Annotated in this window: 17 protein-coding genes; 7 read left to right on the top strand and 10 right to left on the bottom strand. The window is 40.6% G+C overall.

The window, feature by feature from the left end; translation table 11 throughout:
* Nucleotides 1-111 precede the first annotated feature (111 nt).
* Entirely contained in the window at nucleotides 112-1653 is a 1542-nt protein-coding gene (locus VB733_RS03010) for a DEAD/DEAH box helicase (protein WP_323338623.1), read from the top strand.
* Nucleotides 1654-2249: 596 nt separating this feature from the next.
* On the opposite strand, the gene VB733_RS03005 is transcribed toward VB733_RS03010, so the two are convergent.
* Both VB733_RS03005 and VB733_RS03000 read right to left on the bottom strand, forming a co-directional pair.
* Nucleotides 2250-3365 carry an ABC transporter permease gene (locus VB733_RS03005; protein ID WP_323338622.1) on the bottom strand — a complete coding sequence of 372 codons (1116 nt, stop codon included), beginning with the start codon at nucleotides 3363-3365 and terminating at the stop codon, nucleotides 2250-2252.
* Between the two features lie 334 nt (nucleotides 3366-3699).
* A complete protein-coding gene (locus tag VB733_RS03000; protein WP_323338621.1) occupies nucleotides 3700-4575 on the bottom strand; it encodes an Npun_R2479 family HD domain-containing metalloprotein in 876 nt (291 codons plus the stop codon).
* 567 nt (nucleotides 4576-5142) lie between these two features.
* Between VB733_RS03000 and VB733_RS02995 the strand changes: the two genes are divergently transcribed.
* The 4 genes from VB733_RS02995 (at nucleotide 5143) to VB733_RS02980 (ending at nucleotide 13602) form a co-directional block, all read left to right on the top strand.
* Entirely contained in the window at nucleotides 5143-6672 is a 1530-nt protein-coding gene (locus VB733_RS02995; RefSeq protein ID WP_323338620.1) for an efflux RND transporter periplasmic adaptor subunit, read from the top strand.
* Nucleotides 6673-6755: 83 nt separating this feature from the next.
* Nucleotides 6756-9944 (top strand): efflux RND transporter permease subunit, encoded by a 3189-nt coding sequence (locus VB733_RS02990; RefSeq protein WP_323338619.1) that lies wholly within the window; start codon nucleotides 6756-6758, stop codon nucleotides 9942-9944.
* A gap of 189 nt (nucleotides 9945-10133) precedes the next feature.
* A complete protein-coding gene (gene ftsH / locus VB733_RS02985; RefSeq protein ID WP_323338618.1) occupies nucleotides 10134-12062 on the top strand; it encodes an ATP-dependent zinc metalloprotease FtsH in 1929 nt (642 codons plus the stop codon).
* A gap of 319 nt (nucleotides 12063-12381) precedes the next feature.
* On the top strand, nucleotides 12382-13602 hold the full coding sequence (locus VB733_RS02980) for a sensor histidine kinase (protein WP_323338617.1): 1221 nt from the start codon (nucleotides 12382-12384) through the stop codon (nucleotides 13600-13602).
* Between the two features lie 97 nt (nucleotides 13603-13699).
* On the opposite strand, the gene VB733_RS02975 is transcribed toward VB733_RS02980, so the two are convergent.
* The 3 genes from VB733_RS02975 to VB733_RS02965 all read right to left on the bottom strand — a co-directional run bounded on the left by VB733_RS02975 (nucleotide 13700) and on the right by VB733_RS02965 (nucleotide 16797).
* Nucleotides 13700-14350, bottom strand: a complete 651-nt coding sequence (locus VB733_RS02975; RefSeq protein WP_323338616.1) for an MAE_28990/MAE_18760 family HEPN-like nuclease — start codon at nucleotides 14348-14350, stop codon at nucleotides 13700-13702.
* Nucleotides 14347-15456 carry a DUF262 domain-containing protein gene (locus tag VB733_RS02970; RefSeq protein WP_323338615.1) on the bottom strand — a complete coding sequence of 370 codons (1110 nt, stop codon included), beginning with the start codon at nucleotides 15454-15456 and terminating at the stop codon, nucleotides 14347-14349. The genes VB733_RS02975 and VB733_RS02970 overlap by 4 nt, the downstream gene beginning before the upstream one ends.
* Before the next feature lie 243 nt (nucleotides 15457-15699).
* Nucleotides 15700-16797 (bottom strand): glycosyltransferase family 4 protein, encoded by a 1098-nt coding sequence (locus tag VB733_RS02965; protein WP_323338614.1) that lies wholly within the window; start codon nucleotides 16795-16797, stop codon nucleotides 15700-15702.
* 55 nt (nucleotides 16798-16852) lie between these two features.
* Between VB733_RS02965 and VB733_RS02960 the strand changes: the two genes are divergently transcribed.
* A complete protein-coding gene (locus VB733_RS02960) occupies nucleotides 16853-17329 on the top strand; it encodes a DUF2141 domain-containing protein (RefSeq protein ID WP_323338613.1) in 477 nt (158 codons plus the stop codon).
* A 17-nt stretch (nucleotides 17330-17346) separates the two neighbouring features.
* On the opposite strand, the gene VB733_RS02955 is transcribed toward VB733_RS02960, so the two are convergent.
* From VB733_RS02955 to VB733_RS02940, 4 genes are all read right to left on the bottom strand, one after another.
* On the bottom strand, nucleotides 17347-18696 hold the full coding sequence (locus tag VB733_RS02955; protein ID WP_323338612.1) for a peptidoglycan-binding protein: 1350 nt from the start codon (nucleotides 18694-18696) through the stop codon (nucleotides 17347-17349).
* 368 nt (nucleotides 18697-19064) lie between these two features.
* Nucleotides 19065-20228 (bottom strand): peptidoglycan-binding domain-containing protein, encoded by a 1164-nt coding sequence (locus VB733_RS02950; RefSeq protein ID WP_323338611.1) that lies wholly within the window; start codon nucleotides 20226-20228, stop codon nucleotides 19065-19067.
* Nucleotides 20229-20273: 45 nt separating this feature from the next.
* Complete coding sequence (locus VB733_RS02945) at nucleotides 20274-21584, bottom strand: pitrilysin family protein (protein ID WP_323338610.1); 1311 nt, start codon at nucleotides 21582-21584, stop codon at nucleotides 20274-20276.
* Nucleotides 21585-21991: 407 nt separating this feature from the next.
* Entirely contained in the window at nucleotides 21992-23287 is a 1296-nt protein-coding gene (locus VB733_RS02940) for a pitrilysin family protein (protein ID WP_323338609.1), read from the bottom strand.
* Between the two features lie 281 nt (nucleotides 23288-23568).
* On the opposite strand from VB733_RS02940, the gene aroH reads away from it, so the two are divergent.
* Nucleotides 23569-23970, top strand: a complete 402-nt coding sequence (gene aroH / locus VB733_RS02935; RefSeq protein WP_323338724.1) for a chorismate mutase — start codon at nucleotides 23569-23571, stop codon at nucleotides 23968-23970.
* Here aroH and VB733_RS02930 read toward each other — a convergent pair.
* Nucleotides 23941-24165 carry a hypothetical protein gene (locus VB733_RS02930; protein ID WP_323338608.1) on the bottom strand — a complete coding sequence of 75 codons (225 nt, stop codon included), beginning with the start codon at nucleotides 24163-24165 and terminating at the stop codon, nucleotides 23941-23943. The two genes, aroH and VB733_RS02930, sit on opposite strands and share 30 nt — an antisense overlap.
* Nucleotides 24166-24416: the final 251 nt, after the last annotated feature.

Genomic DNA, 24416 nt, shown 5'->3' with positions numbered 1-24416 from the left:
TATGGTTTAGTGGTTTAGTGACTTCAGCAATTAACTCAGACCCAATCATAATTAATACCAATTGACTAATATTCAATACCCAATTACCAAACAAAAACATTAGGAGAATTAATGAATCCTTCCTTTTCAGAATTAGGACTATCAGAAGAGCGCGTTCAACAATTGGAAAAACTCGGTTTTACTGAGCCAACCAATATTCAGGCACAAGCGATTCCCCATTTATTAAATGGGCGCGATATGGTCGGTCAATCGCAAACAGGAACCGGTAAAACTGCTGCATTTTCCTTACCAATATTAGATCGGTTAGATGTTAGACACCGTGCCGTGCAAGCATTAGTATTAGCACCTACCCGCGAACTTGCAATTCAGGTTCATGATGCGGTGGCAACTTTCGTCGGTGAAACTGGACTGCGTACCTTAGCAATATATGGCGGACAATCGATTGAGCGGCAAATTATGCAGCTTAAGCGTGGTGTTCATATAGTTGTGGGTACACCCGGACGTGTAATTGACTTGCTAGATCGTGGTAGCCTCAAGCTTGATGCCGTACGCTGGTTTGTTTTGGATGAGGCTGACGAAATGTTGAGCATGGGCTTTATTGATGATGTGGAAAGAATCCTCTCTCAAGCCCCTACGGAACGCCAAACAGCTTTGTTCTCAGCAACAATGCCACCTTCAATCCGTCAGTTGGTCAACAAATTCCTCAATGATCCGGTAACGGTTACTGTCCAACAGCCCAAAGCCGCACCCACCAAAATCAACCAAGTTGCCTACGTCGTGCCCCGTAATTGGAGCAAAGCTAGAGCCTTGCAACCCATTTTGGAAATGGAAGACCCCGAATCGGCATTGATTTTCGTCCGTACTCGCCGAACAGCAGCCGAACTCACCAACCAATTACAATCGGCTGGTCATAGTGTCGATGAATACCACGGTGACTTATCACAGCAAGCCAGAGAACGTTTACTAGGTCGTTTCCGCAATCGCCAAGTGCGTTGGGTAGTAGCAACTGATATTGCGGCTCGTGGTTTGGATGTTGATCAGTTATCCCACGTAATTAATTTTGATTTACCCGATAGCGTCGAAACCTACGTTCACCGGATTGGCAGAACTGGGCGTGCAGGGGCAGAAGGGACAGCAATTTCCTTGGTACAACCATTTGAACGTCGCAAACAGCAAGCTTTCGAGCGTCATGTCCGTCAATCTTGGCAAGTTGTTGCCATTCCCACTAGGGCACAAATTGAAGCGCGACATATTCAAAAATTGCAGGAGCAAGTACGCGAAGCCTTAACAGGAGAACGTTTAGCTTCATTTTTACCAATTGTGCGTGAATTAAGCGAACAATATGATGCCCATGCGATCGCAGCCGCAGCATTACAATTAGCCTACGATCAAACCCGTCCAGCGTGGTTATCAACCGAAGCGGAGATCGAAGAAGACCTTTCGACTCCCAAGCCCAAACTACGTGGTGGTGGTTCCTCCCGTCGCGATCGCGATTACGGCGATCGGAATTCCCGTCGTTCTTGGGATTCTGAACGTGGCGAAGGTGGACGCGGTGGTTCGGCGAAACCGAAATTGCGTGGTGGCTCTTCCCGTCGCGAATCTTCAGGTACACCAGTGAAAAAGTATGGTTCAGCTAGCGCTGCTCACGAATAACTAGGCTCAATGCTACTTTTTAAATAAGTGTTATTAGTGAAGTAGCATTAGGAACTAACTAGTCTCAAGGGTGTGCAAAAGTGCAAATTCAGAGAGTGACTCGCCAATAAATATAAGTTACTATCAAGGATAGAGTGATGTATTTGACACAGACTATACATTGTCAGAATATTGTCAGAGAATGTCTTCTATCCTCACCTGTTGCTGTCATGTTGCCTTCACACCCTTAACCTGCTTTAGTTAAGATATATTAATTAAGAATTCAGAATTTAGAACTCAGAATTTAGACTCAATCTTGACAATTCTGTATTCAGAAAACACTAACAATATCAAACAACAATAATATTGCTCCGCAATTATCTCCCTACAGTTCAGATAATTAAGAATTATTTAAAAATAAGTAGTGCAAGCGTCTCGCTTGCTATTTCCCAAAAGTAGGCAAGACTTAGGCGTAAGCGCTCAGTCGAAGGCTGCCCACACTACTTATTAAATTTGTTCAATTTATTTTTACACGAATATTTAATTCCAACGAAAATGGATATTTAAACAAGGGGGAAATTTGTAGCGTCAACTTCCCCATGTTTAAATTATGAATTCTATCTTTGCATACTGCGAGGGTCGAGTGCATCACGCAACCCATCTCCCAGCAAGTTAAAAGCTAACACAGTCAAAATAATTAACGATGCCGGAGGTATAATCAACCAAGGCTGTAGCACCAAGATGGAAGCATTAGTTGCGATCGATAACATGTTACCCCAGGATGGGTCTGGTTGTTGAATCCCAAGACCAAGCAAACTGAGTACCGATTCTGCTTCGATAAAACCGGGAATCGAAAGAGTTGCTGTAATGATAATGTAGGTTGCTGTTTGAGGAAGAACGTGGCGAATAATTATATACAACGGTTTTCCTCCCATTGCCCTGGCAGCTTGGACAAATTCGCGTTCTTTAATCGACAATACTTGTCCACGAATAACCCTTGCTAAACCAGCCCAACGGATAAAGGAAGTAATGACTACGATGAGTAAAAAACGCTCAGTGCTGCTGAGATTGGGCGGTAATACGGCAGCAAGTGCCAACAATAGGTAAATACTGGGAATTGTCATTAACACTTCCACAAGTCGCATAATCGCGCTATCTGTCCAGCCAGCAAAATAGCCAGAGATTCCCCCAATAATCATACCCAGAGGGAAGGAAATGGCAACACCAATAATCCCGATAAATAAGCTGATGCGACCACCGTATAATAAACGACTAAATTGGTCTCGTCCTTGGTCATCTGTACCGAGAATATTGATTTTCCCTTCGCCGATGGTGCCAAAAAGATGTAATTTCAGAGGAATTCCGGAAAATATCTCAGTTTCCTCCCATTTTGGTGGTAATGGAGCCTTGAGTTCAAACAAGCGATATTCTGCACCCTGAACAAATAGCCTAATAGGTGAAGGTTGTTTGTCGTCTACGATAATTTGGCGATCGCCTGTTTCCAAATCTGTTTTTCCCTGTGTAGTCGGATACACATAGGGACCAATAAATTTACCAGATTTGTCTATCCAACGTATCTTTGTTGGTGGAAGTAGGGAACCGTTTGTTTGAGCAGTATAAGGATTGTACGGGGCAACAAAATCAGCCCCAATTACTGCTATGTAGAAAACTAATAACAATAGTGCCCCAAATTTTGCTAAGGGGTTTTTCTTTAATCGATGCCACCAATTCATAATTGTTGAATAGCCAATTGTCAATAGCTAATAGTTATAAGTTAATAGTTAATAGTTAACGCTTGGTGGCAAATTGTCAATCATTAATAAAATTCTTTACCTAGTTGCCAGAGTCAGAATGGGGAATATTCTTTTGAGCAAACAAGCTTAGGACTTACGCACTCGTAATACAAACAAAATCAGAGTTGTGATTATCCTCCGGTAAGGACTAGCCTGCGGCGACTGCACAGCTAGCTTTTATTATGCTCAACAGTGAAATCTTGTTATTTTTTGATGACATTGTTTGTGCGTAAGTCTAAAAGCAAAAAAGAATATTTACTCAGTCATTAATCAACTAAGCATGGAGTCGTTCAACTAAATACAGCTTTTCCTCCATTTGACGTTCGTGTTCAACCACAAACACGTTTGAGTATAAATTCGCCATAATTTGTTTACCTTGCTGTGTTAGCGATAGATAACGCAATCCGTCCTGAATGTATGGGAATACACCATTCCAGTAAAATTTCGCGTAGTTTTTCCGCAAGTCCGCAGGTGTTTTATATCCTAGGACTTTGTTCATCCCGGTTTCTTCAAACTCGTAGAACAAAGAAGTAATTTTTTTGAGATAACGAGGATCACTTAATTGTCCGATTAAATCTGCGGCACGTACTAAGGCTGCAAAACTCTGGGTTCCTTGATGATCTTCTGCGGCTGGTACAGGAAAGCGAGTTAGTTCTATATTAGTTTTGATTACCTCTGCATCAATGAGGTTATGTCCGCCAAATCTCTCGTCGATAAATAATTTTGCCCGATCAACATGATAGGGTGTCATGCTTGCATCTGATGCTCCTGGTGCCAAGGAAATCAATTTTCCTTCTTTACCTGTGGAGTACAAGCCCTCTATTTCTAGGTCTTGACGACAAACACCTTTGACATAACCAATATCATGGCAGACTAAGGAAATAATAAAGTGCAACCAGTCTTCACTGGACACACCACCTTCGCGGATGTGCTTACCGCGCAGAATTTCTTGTCCTACGAGAGTAACTAATATTGAATGTTCGACATTGTGATACAGGGCATCGCTATTGGCAATATTTTCTAAAGCCATACTACCTGCCCAAGCAATAATATCTTGATAATCTGTTTTCAAACACCCATAGGTACGTCTATACCCTTCCCGAATCTGATCTACAAAGGCATCAATTAAAATTTCTGTTGTATTGAACATACTGCTTACTTCTTAATAGTCAGTTATTTATTTATGGGCTTCTTGCAAATTTACTTCATTAAGTTGCAACTCAATGAGTTGGAAGGATGATGCAGATTTCTCCTTCAAGTTATCCCAGAAAGTCTAAGCTTTCTTGATACTTCAACGATTAACTGCATGGACAAAGAAAATATTTCTGTCTCTATCACAGGATATGCGATGCTTCACATAAGATGCAAAGTTTCTAGGTAAATCAGTGTTTATACGTAGCAATAAAATTTAAATTTGAAGTTTTTGATTAAACTTATTGTCTGGAGAAAGTCTTGATTAAGGCTTATATAAACTGATTCTATCTGGGTTTTTGAGGAGGAACACAGCTTAAGTTTTATGTATTCTATTTTACAGAAATTATATTTGCTACGGTGTTAGCACAAGTATAACTGGTAGTGCTTAAAAAGAATGTCTAATTGGGTGGGCATCGTCACCATATTTAGAAGAAATAAGTCATATTTAATATACGGTAATAATTGTCAATCTTTCTTAAACAAAGCTTGTTGGTCATGCTGAAGTGAAACTGGAGGCAGTGCTGTGGGAGAGGAAAGTTTTTCGGATATAGAGGTACAAGATTCGGTGTCAGCAGTTGACGATGCTGCGATTGAACAAACAGAGGTAAAGGGACGAGCATGGTTAACACCATTGTTACTGGGCTTGGGTTTGGGAATTACGATCGCAATTGGTGGCACAAAGCTGATTAGCCAGCGATCGCAGCCACAGAAAACCCCATCTACAAGCCAAGTGGCGATATCAGTACCTCCAGCAATGACAGTGACTGCAATGCCAGCCCAAGCCACTAGCATTAGCCGTGTTTTGAATGTGACTGGAACTGTCGCAGCACGGAATTTGACTCCTGTTTTACCACAGGCAAACGGCTTGCAAGTCAAGCAAGTGCTGGTGAATGTGGGGGATGCGGTTCAAGCTGGAGAAGTAATGGCAATCCTCGATAATTCTCTCCTCCAAGACCAAATTCGCCAAGCGAGGGCTGATGTTGAGTCCAAGCAAGCTGACGTATTATCAAAACAAGCTGATTTAGTCTCAAAGCAAGCAGCACTGGTATCGAGTCAAGCAGCTGTAGCAGCAAATCAGGCAGTGGTACAGCAACGAGAAGCTGACTTAGCCCAGGCAAAAGCGAGATTGCTAGATGCCCAGCGTAGTTTTCGCCGCAACCAAGAACTGTTTGCCCAGGGGGCAATTAGTCGGCAAGTATTGGATACTGGCGAAACTAATTTAGCGACTGCGAGGGAAGCAGTCAGGCAGGCGGAAGCCAATATTCGTACTGCCAAAGCGAATGTTGATAGTGCCAAAGCGAATATTGGTAGTGCCCAAGCTAGCATTCGGATTGCTGAGGCTGGGATAAATAGTGCCCAGGCTACAGTTAAGAGTAATAATGCCAGGGTTGAACAATTAAAGACTCAACTCAGACAAACTGTAGTCCGCGCTCCAGTCTCAGGTATTGTGGCTGAAAAACTTGCTCGTGTGGGTGATATTACGGGTGTGCCACCACAGACGCAGGTGGTGACGGTTGTCGGAGGCTCACAAAAATTATTTTCGATTATTCAGGATGGGCAATTGGAGTTACAAGCACAGGTTCCTGAAAACCAGCTAGCACAAATCAGAGTCGGTGCGAGTGTCCAGGTAAAATCTGATCGAGATAATTCTGTGCAGTTGCAGGGCAAAGTTCGAGAGATAGAACCAATTGTCAACCAGCAACGACGGGAAGCAACGGTGAAAATTGATTTACCAGCAAAGAGTTCCCTCAAGCCAGGGATGTTTGCCAGTGCCGCAATTACAACCACTACACAAACAGGTGTAGCTGTACCGCAAAAAGCAGTGCAATCACAAGCGAATGGTGACACTGTTGTGTTCATGCTATCGGGTGAAGACGCGGGTAATACGGGTGTCGTTAAGGTAGACAAGGTAAAAGCCCAAAAAGTAGAACTGGGGGAGATTTTGAACGGTGACAGAGTTGAGATTAAAAACGGACTACAAGTAGGCGATCGCATTGTCATTGATGGTGCTGGCTACGTCAAGGATAGCGATACAGTACGAGTTAGTCAGTAGTTAGAGGTCATGATCTAATCATTCAATTGGGAACTTTAATTTTATAGATAATTACCCAATACCCAATACCCGAAATATAATATATGTCTTTCAATCTCTCTGCGTGGTCAATTAAAAAACCTGTTCCCACGATAGTTTTATTTTTACTCTTGACTGTAATTGGTTGGTATTCCTTCATCACTTTAGGAATTGATACTAACCCCAATATTGATATACCTACAGTTTCGGTGACGGTGACGCAACCGGGTGCAGGACCGGCAGAACTAGAAACCCAGGTGACAAAAAAGATTGAAGATGCGGTTGCGGGTTTAGGTAATATTGATGAGTTACGTTCAACTATTAGCGATGGGATTTCCACAACTGTCATTGCCTTTGATTTGGGGATAAATACAGACCGCGCCACCAATGACGTACGAAATGCGATCGCTCAAATTCGTCAAAATCTACCGCAAGATATTAATGACCCAATTGTGAAAAGGTTGGAGTTTTCGGGTGGTCCAATCCTGACTTACGTTGTCAAATCTAGTACGCTTTCTGTTGAGGAGCTAAGTAATATTGTTGACCAAACTATTAGTCGGCGTTTGCTTGGTGTTAAAGGTGTTGCCCAAGTGAACAGGGTTGGTGGAGTCAATCGGGAGGTTCGTGTGAATTTAAATCCCGAACGCTTGCAAGCTTTAAATATTACCGCTACCCAAGTTAATGACCAATTGCGGGCATTTAATATTAATTTGCCCGGTGGACGGGCAGAGTTAGGTGGTAACGAACAAAGTATTCGTACCCTTGGTAGTGCCCAAACAGTTAAACAATTGGGCGAGTATGAAATAGTCCTCCCTAATGGTGGTTCTGTTCCGTTGTCGAGTTTGGGAACTGTGGAAGATAGCTTTGGCGATGTGCGTCAAACCGCCCAACTTAATAATAATCCTGTAGTTGCATTCCAAATTCTGCGGAGTACGGGTAGTGTCACCGTCACTGTTGAAGAAGGTGTCCAAAAAGCTGTTGAGGAATTAAATCAAACACTTAAAAATCAAAACGTTAGTATTGAATTAATTTTTACTCGTGCTGCCTTTGTTCGTGATTCTTATCAAAGCACAATCGAGGAATTAATCCAGGCTTCCGTCCTCGCCGTCATTATTATCATGTTGTTTTTACGTGACTGGCGAGCCACATTAATTACAGCCGTTGCCTTACCTTTGTCGATGTTACCGACGTTCTTTGTTCAGCAAGCACTCGGTTACACCCTGAATAATATGACTTTGCTGGGTTTAGCGCTAGCAGTCGGTAACTTAGTTGATGATGCCGTTGTGGAAATTGAAAACATGGAACGGCACATGGCAATGGGTAAATCTCCACGTCAGGCAGCATTTGACTCATCAGATGAGGTGGGTTTGGCTGTAATTGCTTCTGCGGCTACTATTATCGCTGTATTCCTCCCTGTTGCCTTTATGGGTGGGATTCCGGGTCAATTTTTTCAGCCTTTTGGCGTTACAGTCGCCGTGTCCACATTTTTCTCAACTTTAGTAGCTCGCATGGTGACACCAATGATGGGCGCTTATTTGCTGAAGGATAAGCGGGGGAAAAGTGAAAGGAAGAAATGGGGACATCAGAAGGCAGTGACAGGGAGAAATGGGGAGAAAGAAGTTTTACCTCGTCGTTTTCAACCCTATAAATCGCTGCTCAAATGGTCGTTAAATCATCGCATCACTACAATGATGATAGCGGTAGCATTTTTTATTAGTAGTGTGATGATGATTCCTTTGATTCCCAAAGGATTAGTTGATGGTGGGGATATCGGTATATCTACTATTGCTGTCGAACTGCCTCCTGGCTCGACTTTGGCAGATACCAATAAAGCTGTAACACAATTAACAAATTTAGTGAGTAGAAATACTTCAGTTGAAAGTATATTAGCAACCCAGGAAATTAACTCAGCAACTCTCACAGTCAAACTCAAACCCAAAGAAGAACGGAAAATTTCCCAGTCAGAATTTGAGCAGCAAATACGCCCCGACTTTGCTCAAGTTCCCGGTGCGAGAATCAGTTTCCAGAGTGCCAGTGCCGTCGGTGGCAGAAAAGATTTAACGGTGGTTTTACAAAGCGAAAACCCTCAAGAATTGCTGCAAGTTGCCGATAATCTGGAAAGGGAAATGCGAAATATACCAGGTTTAGTTGAGGTGACATCGAGTGCTAGTTTGGTGAAGCCAGAAATCTTAGTGATTCCCAATCCCCAACGCGCCGCAGATTTGGGTGTCACCGTACAAGCGATCGCACGTACAGCTTCACTAGCTACAATTGGTGATAATGAGGCAAGTTTAGCAAAATTCAACCTTCCCGACCGGCAAATTCCCATCCGTGTGCAAATTGATCCAAAAGCACGTCAAGATATTGAGACAATCAAGAATTTACAAGTTCCCCGTACTGGTGGTGGAATTATACCTCTCAATTCCGTTGCTGATATTCGTTTTGGTAGTGGTCCTGCAACCATAAACCGTTTTGACAGACAACGACAAGTGTCAGTGGAAGCAAATTTAGAAGGAATATCTTTGGGAGATGCGCTGAATACAACCGAGAAACTGCCAACTTTGCAAAATCTACCTCTGGGTGTAACACGACGTTCCGCAGGTGATGCCAAAATCATGGCAGATATTTTTGGCAAATTTGGATTGGCATTGGGTGTGGCAGTAATGATGATTTATGGCATTCTCGTACTGCTATACAACAATTTTCTCTACCCAATCGCCATTATGGCTGCATTACCCTTCTGTTTGGGGGGTACATTAGTGGCTTTGTTAGTGACACAAAAAGCCTTGGGGCTTTACGCTTTGATTGGTATCGTCTTACTCTTGGGAATTGTCACCAAAAACTCGATTTTGTTAGTTGACTATACATTAATTAATCTTGCCGAAGGTGAATCCCTACGTCATTCCTTATTGGATGCAGGTGTATCGCGTTTGCGTCCAATTTTGATGACTTCATTTGCAACAATCGCAGGTACAATTCCTCTGGCATTAGGCATCGGTGCAGGTTCAGAAGTGCGTCAACCAATGGGTATCGCTATCTTAGGAGGGTTTACTACCTCAACACTATTGACATTGCTAGTAGTACCAGTCCTATTCAGCTATATTGAAAATTTTCAAAATTGGATTTTAGATTTTGTCCGCTATGGCTTTAAAGGCAAAAAAACAACCAAAAAAAGGCGCAATATTCCACAGGAATCTCTTACGGATATTGTCAAATTACCGCCAGAAGCTGAAAAATCGCGATCGCAATCATAAAGTAATCATAAAATTAGGATATGGAAAAAAGAGATCAACAATTTTCTCGGCATCTTCGCGTTTTCCCTCCCCGCACTTTCCCCCTTTCCCTAGTTACACTAGATCAGAAACAATTATTTTCAACTTGCTACAATATCAAGCTTAAAAGCTGTAGCGATAAGAACAGCAGCTGCACAAAGGTAAATTAATATGGAAAAATTCGAGCCAAATATCCAGCAAAATATCAAGCCAAATAATTTATTAATTAAACAAAAGCCAAGTAAACGTCTGGCGCTAACGGGGATGCTGGCTGCCAGTTTAATGATGTTGCCGGGAATGCTGGGTGTGTCTCCAGCCATGGCACAGCAAAAAAACGATCGCGAATTGAGCTACAGTGAATTAATTAAAAAAGCCCAAAGCGGCGAGGTTAAAAAAGTTGAACTTGACGAAACTGAGCAAATTGCCAGAGTCTTTCTCAAGAGTCAAAAACCAGATGCACAACCCCTACAGGTGCGGCTGTTAAATCAAAATAGCGAGTTAATTGGCAAACTGAGACAAAGTAAAGTTGATATCGAGCCAGTTTCCTCCGCTAACAGTCGCGCCGCCTTTGGATTGTTAATTAATTTAATGTGGATTTTGCCCCTCGTGGCATTAATGTTATTATTCCTGCGGCGCTCCTCAAATGCCTCCAGCCAAGCCATGAATTTTGGTAAAACCCGTGCCCGTTTCCAAATTGAGGCGAAAACCGGGATTAAATTCGATGATGTGGCGGGTATTGAAGAAGCCAAAGAAGAATTGCAAGAAGTTGTAACTTTCCTGAAACAGCCAGAAAAATTTACTGCTGTTGGCGCACGTATCCCCAAAGGTGTACTGTTAGTTGGACCTCCTGGTACTGGTAAAACTTTACTCGCAAAAGCGATCGCTGGAGAAGCTGCTGTTCCTTTTTTCAGTATTTCCGGTTCGGAATTTGTGGAAATGTTTGTTGGTGTCGGTGCTTCCCGTGTCCGCGATTTATTCAAAAAAGCTAAAGATAATGCTCCCTGTTTAATCTTTATTGACGAGATTGACGCAGTTGGTAGACAACGGGGTGCTGGCATTGGTGGAGGAAATGACGAACGGGAACAAACCCTCAACCAATTACTGACGGAGATGGATGGTTTCGAGGGTAACAATGGCATCATTATTATTGCGGCAACCAACCGTCCTGACGTGCTTGATGCCGCCTTATTACGTCCGGGACGCTTTGACCGCCAAATCATTGTTGATGCGCCAGATCGCAAAGGTCGTTTAGCGATTCTTCAAGTTCATTCCCGTAACAAGAAAATTGACCCCTCCGTATCCTTAGAAGTCATAGCCCGTCGCACTCCTGGCTTTACAGGTGCAGATTTAGCCAACCTCCTCAACGAAGCTGCAATTTTAACCGCACGTCGTCGCAAAGAAGCAATTACCCCACTGGAAATTGACGATGCGATCGACCGTTTGACGATTGGGTTAACACTCAATCCATTAATGGACAGCAAGAAAAAACGCTTGATTGCCTATCATGAGGTCGGACACGCCCTACTCGCGACATTATTACCCCATTCCGACTCCCTCAATAAAGTGACAATTATTCCCCGTTCTGGTGGGATTGGTGGCTTCTCTCAGCAAATCCCCAACGAACAAGTTATTGATAGCGGACTTAATACCCGTGCTCGGATGAAAGATGATATCACCGTGACTTTAGGTGGGAAAGCTACGGAAGTTGAAGTGTTTGGGGAAGCTGAGGTGACAAATGGGGCAGTTTCCGATTTGAAAGCAGTAACGAATATTGCCAGGAAAATGGTGACAGTGTACGGGATGACTGATGTAGGTCTACTGGCATTGGAAAGCCACAATCAGGATGTATTTTTAGGACGCGATTGGGGAACTCGCAACGAATACTCAGAGGAAATGGCGATTAAGATTGATCGCAAAGTTAGAGAAATTGCCAACGAATGCTACCAAATTGCCCGGAATATTATCCGTGAAAACCGCACTTTAGTTGACCGTTTGGTTGATTTATTAATCGAACAGGAAACAATAGAAGGTGAACAATTCCGGCAGATTGTTGCTGAATATACACCACTTCCCGAAAAAGAATTGGCAAAGTCAAATTAGTTAAATAACATTGAATCAGAAGATGCGATCGCTCGAACAATAGGAATTGGGCGATCGTATTTTGTCACATTTGGATGAGGCGATCGTCATCTCAGTTTCTCTCAATGATTAGGATAAAACCGACACGGAATTATTTGCAATGAATACTCGCAAATAATCACGAATAATATTTATGTCTTTATTTTTGCAAAATTGGGATTCTCCCGTTATAAAAGTCTCATATCCTTAGATTGATCAAATCTTTTCTTATCTGATTACATCCGATGGCAGATGTCTTTTTTAAGATGTCTCTTTTAATCTTTTTCCTCAGTTCAATACTATGTTACGTTCTTCAATTGTTCTTGCTTTTATTGTCACCTTGATTGCTCTTGGAGCTTGGATAATGTGGCTATCCATTCTCAAGACTCAAAAAATTATCAAATTATTTAAGACAAAACCAGAACAATTGAATTGGCAAATCATATTTTCATTAATGATTTTCTTTCTAAGTGGTTATTTATTATGCATCTATTTAACAATTTACAGGTTAATTGAATGGATACCGTTACTCACGGGCATGGTTTTCTTTTTCGGAGCATTATTCGTCTTTTTGAGCATTACTATCTACCTCCAGACATTGCAAAGACTATTGATAGTACAGGAAAAATACCGCACAGCAAAAGAAAATGCAGAGTCAGCTTTATTTCAATTACAAGAAACTCAGCAGGCTCAAATGCAATTAATCCAACGGGAAACTATGTTAGGTTTGGGAACAATGGTTGCTGGAGTTGCCCATGAAATTAACAATCCAGTCAGTTTTATTCATGGCAATTTAGAATATCTTCATCAGTATACCCATGAATTATTAAATCTTCTTGCAACTTATGCTGCTGTATATCCAAATCCAGATATCAAAATTGTGAAGGCTCTTGCTAACAGCGATCTCAAATTTATTCAGAAAGACCTACCAAAGTTACTGAACTCAATGCAAGTTGGTGCAATTCGTATTAGTGAGATTGTCGAATCGCTCTCCAATTTCTCACGTTTGAATGAAGCTGACTATAAAAAAGCCGATATTCATCAAGGTATTGATAATACACTCACTCTTTTGCAGCATCGTCTCAATACCAGTATTAGCAAACCTATTTTAGTAGTTAAAGAGTACGATAAAATTCCGCCAATTTTTTGTAATCCTCGCTTTTTAAATCAAGTTTTTCTAAATTTAATTAATAATGCGATCGATGCATTGATTAAAAAAGTCGCGACTGTTGGTAAAAGTACAGATGAAACACCAACTATCTGGATTCGTACATTTCATGCTCAAGACAATCAAATCGCTATCTCAATCGCTGATAATGGTTGTGGTATCAGTGAAGAGATTAGCCGGAGCATTTTTCAACCTTTTTTTACTACTAAGCCTGTAGGTCAAGGAACTGGTTTAGGTTTGTCTATTAGCCATCAAATTATTGTTGAGCAACATGGTGGCTCTATCAAATGTACTTCCAGTGCCAACCAGGGAACTAAAATCGAGATTAGACTGCCGATTAAACAATTAACATAATCAAAATAATCAAAAATTATGATTCAAACTACATAGCGGGACGTGAAGTAAAATTCATCATATTTCTGTTCTGCAAAACCAAAAATACGGCACTTTATCAAGGCGACATCTGCATAAATTTTTGCTCAATAGCTGCATTTTCTATTTGGTTACGAAATATATCAAGCATTCCTATAACTTCTAGGTGTAACTCTATATATTCATCCTTATCAAATACTGAATAATTACCATGTGCAATCTCGTTCCTTGTTTTCAATAGTTTAGCGTCAATTAATATAGACTTAGTTGAGTAGAGCGAAAAATCTATGCCAAGAATATCAGTTATTTCTTTTAAAATTTCGGAAGAAAGATTTGATGCAGTAGATATGGCATCTTTAGGTAAAGTACATCTTTGATTTAATTCGGAAAGAAAGAAGTCACAAACAGGTATATACAATGATGGTTTATTTGTCTCTTTTGCCTCTTTAAGTTTTTCTTTCATTGCCAGAGCTAAAAAATTACTGGAAAGTTCCTTATAAGTCAGTCTTTTTGATCTAACATATTCTAGATAAGAGTTTGCTGCTAATTTTACAAAACCTTCCCAATGAGAGTAAAGAATACATACTCCACTCCGAAGTAAGACTTGATGTCTTTGGGCAGAAACATTTTTCGCTTCTACCAAAGATTTGATTTCTGAAAGTTCTTTCTTTCGCCAAGCAAGATCATTAGACAGCTTATCACTTAGTTGTTCAGCAGTTCGGATGCTCATAACGGTGAAAATACTTTTCTACCAAGTGGAATAAGATAGGGTAAACGTCTTGCCGCATTCACTCCCGCTCCTGACCATTTTTGATAAGTTGTATCTGACCAAATATTTTTAATACGCCCAGATATTTGATCTATTGAAGGTAGATTTTGATAGTTGTATCCAATTCCTAGAGCTACTACCTCATATGCAGATAATAAAAATCCTCCAAGGAATCTATCATTCTCCAATTTATATCGTTTGAAGCTATTATCCCCCATAACTTCATTAAGAATATTGAATGTCACATCGAATGCTCCCTCTATATGGCTGCTATCCCAATCTTTTTTAAGAGCCATATCACGCATTCTATCTGTTAAGAAAACACTCACATCTCCACCTAAACTTTGAATACTATTTTCATCTTTATCAAATAGAAGAATAAAACGCAATACTAATTCCATATCATACTGTTCTTCATAAAGTCTATCGCTCAAAGCAATACAGCTTTTAAACGACTCACGATCTGCAAGTGAACGTATTAATTTATATAAATCTTTATCCAACATCAAAAGAATGCAATTTCTTACTTCTTGTGGTGTTGCAATTGAGCCTCCTGTATTTAGTCGCTGAAAAAGTTCGTATTTAATCATTGGGTCGCTTTCTTTTTCAATAATATTGACTGCGATTTTTGCTCGCTTGATCAATAAACGTTGTGCCTGAGTTAAAGAGTTTTCTTTATCATCTGGATCATCCCACTTTTTCCCCTCTAAGGATGGTAAATATGTGGTTTTTTGTAAAGCGATAAATGACTTATTTTCTTCTGAAACCTCAGGTTTAAAAATACCTATAAATTCATATATAGTTGATAGCCTTTGTAAACCATCGATAACATCCCAAATTCCATCATCTCTTTGACTAACAAAAATCGGAGGAATCGGTATACCTAAAAGAATTGATTCTATAAAAGTTGATTTTTGATGATCTGACCAACGAAAAAATCTTTGAAAATCTGGGTGAATATCAATTTCATGATTCTCATAAAGGCTTATCCACTCACCAATAGACATTGAATAGCCATCTGTCCGAATTTCTTGCCTTGTTTTGTCAATTTCTTCTTGTAAAGACATGGTTTAAAATGCCCTAAGTATTATGATTAAGTTAACTTCATTTCTTTGTATAACACTAGCCCGTCTGAGACCGCCGTATTGATTAAAAATACTTCGCTCCTACTATAATGTGTTGTATAAGTAGTTACTGCTTTCCAAAATGCAAAATAGGAAGACAGATTATGTGATGAAATTTAGCTAAATCATCTTTAAGTCTAAAAAATATATTCTTTTGTGCGATCGCTAGTCAAGTCTAAAAACAGGCTAATATCTCGAATCTAAAATCATCTGGAACCAATTCTCAAATCTCAAACCCAATGCTTCCAGAGAAAACTCAGTTTCCGCTTGTTGACGGCAAGCTTGACGGTTAATCATATCTAATTTAGTCACCGCATCAATTAACCCAGTCACGCTATCGGGTTCCACTAAAAATCCTGTTTTCCCATCCTGAATAATTTCCGCAGGACCACCACGACTGTAAGATATCACAGGTACGCCACAAGCCAACGCTTCAATCGCAACGTTGCCAAATGCTTCTACCCAACGGGGTGTCATCAGTAAAGCTTGACATTCCCGCACCACTGATTGCATTTTTTCAGTTGATAAAAATCCCAAATATTCAATAGGTGCATGGGGATAGTCATGGCAAATTTTTTGCCAGTATTTTTCATCTTGGATTTTCCCCATAATTTTCAGGGGAATGTTAGTTTTGTCAGCTACTTCGACTGCATCTTCCAAAGCTTTTTCAGGAGAAATTCGTCCCAGCCATGCGAGCTGTTGCTGAGGTTCCCCACAGAATTGATACAATGATAAATCCAGTCCACTACTCAAATAGTGACAAGGTGCGGTTAAATTTGCAAAGGTTGCACCCTGGGAAGGTGTGTAAAAACCGATAGTATGGGGAAATGATTTTGATACTTGGGCAATAATTTGATCGATCGCATCCGAAAGTGAACCCATACTCACAAAATGGGCGATCGGTGTTTGAAAAAATGGTGTGAGGTAAAAAGGCAACCAATCGTAAGCAAAATTAACAATTAAGTCATATTCAGTTTGTACCTGCCTCGCATATGCCCACATATTTGCCAACAGCGAGTTATTAGGCATAATAATTGGATCATGGCGTTCTTGGCTTTGGGCAATGACTTGTAAATTACCAGGAATTTGAGCGATCGCAAATTCATTCCACAGTGAACCAGTAGGCGCAACTATTTGGAGCGTATGACCTCGTCGCAACATTTCTTTGGCAATATTATACAAACTTAATTCGACTCCGCCACCAAGCCCAGTACCCAGCCCTCCAACAGGAGTGGAAACAAAGAGTAATTTTAATGCCTGTGGGGATGATACATTATTTTGCATGGGAGTCACTTAACTTGGTCGGCTAACATAAAATTAGGGGTTAGGAATTAATCTTATGACGAAACGATTCCGAGTCAGCTTATTATTGTTGCCATTACTCGCAACTGTAGTTGGAAGTTTTTTCTTCTCTGGGAACTCCCAAGCAAATTTGAGGGGAAATCTCAACGTTGAAGTTAATGCTTTGAGAAGTAAGCAGGGAGAAGTTTGTGCAAACCTATTTGCCAGTAGCAAAGGATTTCCCCAAGAAGATAAACGCGCCATCCAAAAGCAATGCGTCACAATTACAGAAATACCACTAGTTATTAAATTTAATAATTTACCAGCAGGTAGTTATGCTGTAGTCGTCATGCACGACGAAAACAACGATAAAAAATTCAACCGTAATGACTTAGGAATGCCATTAGAAGGCTTTGGATTTTCACAAAACCCCGAAATTAGCGATCGCGCCCCGAAATTCAGTGAAACAGCCTTTCTTGTGGCAGGTGCCTCCACTGATATCAAAATCGAGTTGCAGTATATGGCTTTGTTTTAGGATTAAGGAAAACAGTATTAAGAATTATCCGTATCTTGTCCCGACAATGTCCGAATCCGATTCATCTGTGATAAAGCATATTTGGCTGTTGCCTGTACTTGGGGATTTTCATCTTGGCTGGCATGAACCAACATCTGGCTAACCTGTGCCATTAAATCATAAACACGAGTTAAATCACGAATTGCATTTTGTCGTACTTCTGGGCTTTCATCTTGTAGTGACATTGCTAAAGCCCGATTCATCGGCTTGAGGGTGCGAACACTAATTTCTGACACAGCCGCTAAGATTAAACTACGTTGTTGGGAATCTGCATCCATCATCAAATCAACTAAAGGTTGAATTGCTCGCGAATCACCCTGTTGTCCTAAATCCCAGATGGCTTTGCGTCGCTTAGTTGTATCAGCGCTACGTAAATCCCTAACTAATTCATCGACAATGTTGACTTTAGCCAGACGCGAAGTTTTTTCGGGGGGGAGTAATTCGCTTGTAGATGTATTGGGATTGTGGGAATTGGGATTATGAGAATTTGAATTATGGGCATCTTGGAAAGATGGATTGTGAAAATCCGATTCGTTACCTATTGTCTCAAATTCCTGGATGACAGTTTTTTCGTGTTCTGGATATTCATTGATAACTTGGGCATCAGGAACAAATCTTTCAAATTCTTGAATAACAGTTTCTTCGTGCGCTGGATATTGAGTAATTACATTTGCTTCTGTTTTCGTGATAACTTCCGCATTAATAACTTGAAAACCCGTTTTCTGAGATTTTGACTTACCAAACTCGCGCATCAAAAATGCCAACGCACCTAAAGTTCCCAATATACCGATAGCAATCAACACCCACCAAAAAATATCACGTTCCCCAGCAGATTTAGAGGACTTAGTTGAAGTAGGGCTAGGAGTTGGTGCTAATTTCTGCTGGATTGCAGCTTCGATTTTTTCCTGAGTTGTATTTTTAAAAATTCCATCTGCATCTAAACCATTCACAGATTGGAACTTAGTCACAGCAGCACGAGTACCCGCACCATAACCACCATCAATTTCACCGTTATAAAAACCTAATTGCTTCAGTTGAGTTTGTAGTTCTTTGACTTTACTACCAGAATTCCCCGGTTTCAGTATTATTTTCTCCTGACTGGCTGGACTAGCTATTGGATTTGAGGGAGTTGTAATCTCAGCACTGGGAGTAGTGGTATCAGTAGTTTGGTTACTCGATTCAGTCGAATTGTTGATTTGTAAAAATACCTGTACTAATTTGCTACTCGCAGGTGTAGAATAACCATACGCTACAGCATTTGCCCTACTTGGAAGACCCAGAAAGACAAAAAAACTAATAATTAACGAGGAAGGACGGCATAGCCACATATCAAAGAATTTTAGCCAAAACGTAAAGAATGCAAGTTATTGATACCACGATAACTTCATGGTGCTTTAAATGTTAACTTTTATCTTGACAAAAATATTACATTCCTACCCGGAAGCAAAAAAATTCTTATGTTTCAAAAGTAGATAGTATATACACGGAAAAGATGAGAGGCAGTCCCGATGAAAAAATTTCATCGCCAGGCATGAAAGGCGGACACGGAGAGACTGAGACGCGGGGACGAGGAGAATAACAAATAACGAATGACGAATGAATCTTTCAAGCTAGAGAAAAGGAGCGGTAGGATATTTCCCATATCTTTATCTTGAGTCAAGAGTTTCCGCCTCACCTAACCATGTACCTTCTCAGGTTATTGGCGTTGCCTAGTTAAAATCTCCCAGGTTTCTCCACCTGCTATGCCATCAGCTTTAATCCCAAAGCGTTGTTGGAGAGCTTTTACTGCGGTTTCGGTGACTACACCAAAATCTCCATCCGGATCATTTTTAAGATATCCAAAACTTTTTAATCTTCTTTGCAATTCGTATACTTCTTCACCACGCATTCCTAAGCGTAAGATGGGAAATCCGATTGCGGTATATTGGATACCGGGTTTTTGTTGTTCTGGGCGAACTCTGGGACTACGGGTAGTTGTTGTCGATGTTGATGACATTGTAGTGCGTCCGTAACGGTTGGTTGTTGCGGCAGTACGGTTATTGGTTGATGTCGATGTTGTGTTCCCTCCAGAACGACTAGTTGTGGTGGTACGGGTACGGGCACTTGCCGTCGAAGATGAATTTTGTGCAGGTGTCGAACGGTTACTGGGTTTAAGGCTATTTGCTGTATTGGTGCGAGTGACGGAGGTTGTTCTTACTGTTTCTAACTGTTGATTATTTGGTTTTGGCTGGGAAGTCGGAACTACTACAGGTCTTGGTAAATTAGCAGCAGTATTGGCAGTAGTTTGACTAGGAACAGGAAATTTATTACTTGTGATGTTGGTGGTGGTTGTTGTGTTGATTCGATTTGTCGCGCTCGTTGTTGGCGCTGGCAGTGATGAAGAGGTAATTGTTGGCATATTCTCCTGGCTAGGAAACAGTCTTTGCCAAGTTGTTGTGTCAACTACACCATCTGGAGTTAAACCCGCAGCTTGCTTAAAACTGGCAACGGCAGCCACCGTTGTGTCCCCATATTTCCCATCGACTGCACCGTTGTAAAAGCCAAGTAACTTTAATGCTGCTTGTAATTCTGTGACTGCTTCCCCTTGACTACCAGATTTCAGGCTAGGGCGATTAATCATAGCTGCGGGAGAAGCCTGTACAATTTCCTGAGCAACTGTAATTGATGCTACTGAGGGAGAAGCAACAAGTAGAGGTACGGAAGAACACAAAAGCAAACCAAAAAGCTGGTTTTCATGAAAGAAGCTAAATGGAATGAATGACTTCAGGTAATTAAATATACTTAACTTATCTTTGTCTTTCATGGATTTTGCCCCCGGAATTTCTCTTGCTAATAGTACGATCGCGAATGTGCTACACACAACCGTGAAAGGAATAGTGCTGAGTCAGGAGTCAGAAATTAAGAATTAAGAATCAGGAGTCAGCACTTTTCTAATCGCTTCCTCTTGACCTACTAGCGATATGTAAGGTTCCCGTAAATATTTACACGCAGATGCGATCGCCTCTTCTGCGGTGACTGCGGCGATCGCATCTTGAAAGTCTTGATCAAAGGCGATTCCTAACCCCAAAGTCTCGTACCAGCCATATACCTGTGCCAGTTGAGCGTTTGTTTGTTTACCAAGGGCGTATTGACCTAATATCTTGTTTTTTGCTGCTTGGATGGCATCAGGGGCTAATTTGCTGGTGCTAAGTAAATCAACTTCTGTTCGTAGTCCCGTCAGCGCAGTTTCGGTATTTTCGGGTGCGGTTCCCATGTAAACAATGAAGGAAGAGGAAAATAATCTGGTGGGGTAAAGTGCGGAAACTTCGTAGGCTAAACCACGTTTTTCCCGCAATTCCACAAACAAACGACTGGAAAGTCCATTACCAAGATATGTAGATAGTAATTTGAGGGCTGCATAATCGGGGGAATGTACCGATGGAGCCAGATAACCCAACATGAGAATTGATTGTTGGGTATTTTGATGTGTGGCGACTTGTTGGGGTGCGATCGCAATTTTAGGTAAGCTTAATTTTTTTGGGGGTTGATTGGTTGGAGCTTGCCAATCGCCAAAGATATCTTCGATTAATTTTACTGCATAATCAACATCAATCCGACCGGCAATGCTAATCACTAAAGTATCAGGACGAAAATAAGTTTGATGGAATTCAACTAAATCGTCGCGAGTTAAGTTGCTAATTGTGTCTTCATCACCTAAAGCTGACATGGCGTAGGGATGATTTTGGTAGATAATTTTCCGTAACTGCTCGAATGCTATGCTAAAAGGCTGTTCTTTTTGCGATCGTAAGTCTTGTAGCGCTAATTTGCGTTCGAGTTCTACTTCGAGTTCGGGGAAAGTCGGAAACCGCATAATGTTTCCCGCCAATGCCAAAATTTCTGGGAAATCAGCCGTTACAGTCTTTACTGACACCACAAAATAATCGCTGGTACTATCCGTACTCAAACTCGCACCAACTGATTCTACCGCTTCCGCTATTTCCATGCTGGAAAGTGTTGTTTGGCTGTATCCACTTCCATTTGTCTTACACCCTTTTGTCATGACAGCAGAAAGCAAATGCGCTAAACCAGCTTTTTCTGTTCGTTCATAACAACTTCCCGCAGCTAAAAACATCCTTGCAGCCACAATATCCGCAGCAGGATTTTCTGTCACCAAAACCACAATGCCATTATTCAATAATGTACGCTTAACTTGAGATTGATTTATAGAGTTTGTCATTGATTTTTACTTGGGTGATGGGAAATAGAAGATTGAAAATTAGAAAGTAAATTTAGGAAGTAAATTTAGGAATTAAATAGAACTCTTTTTTGGGAGAGGTGAAAATATCAATTTTTTATCATCACAATATCAATATAAATAATATAAATGATAGATATAAATCTAGAATCGATATAGCTCCACTCCCAGCCTCTATATTGGCGGAGCAATAGTATCAAAGATTACGAAAATAGTTACTATTGATAGTGAATTAATTCTGATTTCTGAATTTGAAGCTATGATTTATTTATTAATTAATAGCAAATAATTATTACACATCAACTTCTATTCTAGACAAGGGTTTGATGTTTTAATTCTACGTAATTAACTTTATTTAGCTACGTCAATTCATCGACAACAACCATTCATTATCCAGGTTTTAACACTGTCACTGCATATTGATGAGGAGAAAGATAATCTTGCGCTAGTTTTTGCAGTTTTTGCACATCAAATGACAAAATCTTTTGCGGATATACAACTGCTAATTCGGCTTTGGCTACTGTGTTGTAATAACCATAAAGTCCAGCGATTTGATTAGGTGTTTCGGTGGAAAAAGCATAATCATTACACAACAATCTTTGACAACGCCCTAGTTCTTGTTCCGTGACACCATATTCAATTAACTCTTGCAGATATAAGCAAATCAATGATTCAACTCTGGCTAAGTTTTCTGGTTCCAACCAGGCAGTAATTGTAAATAAACTCGATTCTTTTTGTAATGAAAAATTACAACAAATACCCTGTACTAATTGCAGTTCTTCACGTAAACTGCGTACTAAACGCGAGGTTCTTCCTTCTGCTAGCAATACCGAAAGCAAATCCAAACCATAGGCAGTAGTTAATTGTTCGATTCCTGGTGTTGTCCATGCCATGATTAACCGGGCTGTTTCTAGTCGCGGTAAAGCAATCTCTTGACGGCGAACACCCGCAATTAATGGTTCTACAGTTGGTTCTCGCAAAGGACAAACGTATTGCTCATTTTGAGTATTATTTTGAGCATTAAATACTGGAACAGAAGTATTTAATGATAATTGGGGAAATTTAAAGTGTTTTTCAACTAAGTTCAACGCACTTTCTTGACTAATTCCACCAACAATCACTACCGTCATATTTTCTGGTTGGTAATAACTGCGATGAAAGCAACGCATTGCTTCGGGCGAATGTTGTAAAATATCGCTTTCGCTGCCTAAAATCGATCGCCCATAGGGATGTTGCGGGTAAATACTAGTAATTAAATGCTGATATCCTAACCAGTCTGGATCATCATAACAAGACCGAATTTCCTCTAATACTACATCCCGCTCCCGCACAAATTCGTCATCTGGGATTGCCGCATTTAACAGCATATCTGCTAGCTGTGCTAGAGTTTCTTCTAAATAAGAAGCAGCAGCAGTGAGGGAATAATGTGCGTAATCATAACTAGTGGCAGCATTACTGACTCCACCACGATTTTCAACATTTTGGTCAAATACACCCGGCGCTAAATTGGCAGTTCCTTTAAATATCATATGTTCGAGAAAGTGAGCCATCCCAAACCAAGATTTTGGCTCTTCGATAGTTCCCGCTCGCACCCAGATATCCGCCACAACGACGGGTGTTGTAGTTATTTCTTGATGAATGAAGGTCAAACCGCCATCTAATTTGATTATGGAGGCTGGAAACACTGTATTATTCTCTGTGCGTAACAATTTTTTGTAATTGTAACTACAAATTAACTAAATTTTCATGATTTTAGCTTTTAATGGCACTTATTTTCGATGCAAGTTATACAAATTAACCTGAGGTGGAGTCAAAAGCCTGTGCAGAGGTTGTTTATTCCAACTGCTATGAAGTGTTTAGCCGATCGCAGTATAGTTAGTAGTTAATGGTTAATTGTGAATTGGTCATAATCCAACATAAATGTTCAAATAATTAAGGAGGACTTTTCGTGGAGTCAGAGTGGCGGATGCGGGCACTTCGAGGTGCGACGACGGTGTCTGAAAATTCAGTCGCAGCAATGGAAGAAGCAGTGATGGAACTTTTAGACGAACTCGAAGAACGTAATCAACTACATCCAACTGATATTATCAGCGTCACATTTTCGGTGACACGGGATTTAGACGCAATTTTCCCAGCTGCCATCGCTCGTCAGCGTCATGGATGGGATGGTGTACCGATGTTGGATGTACAGCAAATGTATGTTGCAGGCAGTTTAGAGCGCTGCATCCGGTTTCTTATTCATGCATATTTACCTGCATCCGTCCCCGTTTATCACACTTACTTGCGAAAAGCCGCGAATCTGCGTCCTGATTGGAGTTTGCCTCAATCTTTACAACCATCACAGTCGGTTATGGAATCGAAGGTGTAGATTATGACTCGGCTCATTTCTAATTTCTTGCTGATATTCTAAAGGGTCTTGAGTCAGATTTATTGTCCCTGCAAATCGATTTAAATCAATATTTGATTGTTGTTCAGATTGATAGGTTTGTAAGATTTTCTCAATCCTTTGCCAATCTTGATAATCAATCAAAACTGCAACTGGACGTATGGCTTCGTCAGTCACAATTTTCTTGTTAATAGGTTAGATATTTTGTTGTTAAATATAGAGGTTCAGTCTTTGATTTTAGCTTGTTCTGATCGTATTTTTGATGATATGTGAAATTTGCGCGATGAGAGCAGTTTGCATTTTTGGGATTTTGTATGGAATGCGATCGCATTTAGCAAGTTTTGATGTGATATTAGAAGCTTGTGTGAGGCAAAGAATTTACATTTATTCGTGAGATTTTTGCCTAGTATACCGTTTTCTCGTAGCTT

This window comes from Calothrix sp. UHCC 0171, assembly GCF_034931845.1.
In the GTDB taxonomy this organism is placed as follows: Bacteria; Cyanobacteriota; Cyanobacteriia; order Cyanobacteriales; family Nostocaceae; genus Brunnivagina.
Note: the sequence above shows the minus strand (reverse complement) of the source record. Positions and strands in the feature narration are given on the sequence as shown.

What these genes read in the sequence shown, in the direction of transcription:
- VB733_RS03010 (WP_323338623.1), top strand. Translation starts at nt 112, where the DNA reads ATGAATCCTTCCTTTTCAGAATTAGGACTATCAGAAGAGCGCGTTCAA.
- VB733_RS03005 (WP_323338622.1), bottom strand. Translation starts at nt 3,365, where the DNA reads ATGAATTGGTGGCATCGATTAAAGAAAAACCCCTTAGCAAAATTTGGG.
- VB733_RS03000 (WP_323338621.1), bottom strand. Translation starts at nt 4,575, where the DNA reads ATGTTCAATACAACAGAAATTTTAATTGATGCCTTTGTAGATCAGATT.
- VB733_RS02990 (WP_323338619.1), top strand. Translation starts at nt 6,756, where the DNA reads ATGTCTTTCAATCTCTCTGCGTGGTCAATTAAAAAACCTGTTCCCACG.
- ftsH (WP_323338618.1), top strand. Translation starts at nt 10,134, where the DNA reads ATGGAAAAATTCGAGCCAAATATCCAGCAAAATATCAAGCCAAATAAT.
- VB733_RS02980 (WP_323338617.1), top strand. Translation starts at nt 12,382, where the DNA reads ATGTTACGTTCTTCAATTGTTCTTGCTTTTATTGTCACCTTGATTGCT.
- VB733_RS02975 (WP_323338616.1), bottom strand. Translation starts at nt 14,350, where the DNA reads ATGAGCATCCGAACTGCTGAACAACTAAGTGATAAGCTGTCTAATGAT.
- VB733_RS02970 (WP_323338615.1), bottom strand. Translation starts at nt 15,456, where the DNA reads ATGTCTTTACAAGAAGAAATTGACAAAACAAGGCAAGAAATTCGGACA.
- VB733_RS02965 (WP_323338614.1), bottom strand. Translation starts at nt 16,797, where the DNA reads ATGCAAAATAATGTATCATCCCCACAGGCATTAAAATTACTCTTTGTT.
- VB733_RS02960 (WP_323338613.1), top strand. Translation starts at nt 16,853, where the DNA reads ATGACGAAACGATTCCGAGTCAGCTTATTATTGTTGCCATTACTCGCA.
- VB733_RS02955 (WP_323338612.1), bottom strand. Translation starts at nt 18,696, where the DNA reads ATGTGGCTATGCCGTCCTTCCTCGTTAATTATTAGTTTTTTTGTCTTT.
- VB733_RS02945 (WP_323338610.1), bottom strand. Translation starts at nt 21,584, where the DNA reads ATGACAAACTCTATAAATCAATCTCAAGTTAAGCGTACATTATTGAAT.
- aroH (WP_323338724.1), top strand. Translation starts at nt 23,569, where the DNA reads ATGCGGGCACTTCGAGGTGCGACGACGGTGTCTGAAAATTCAGTCGCA.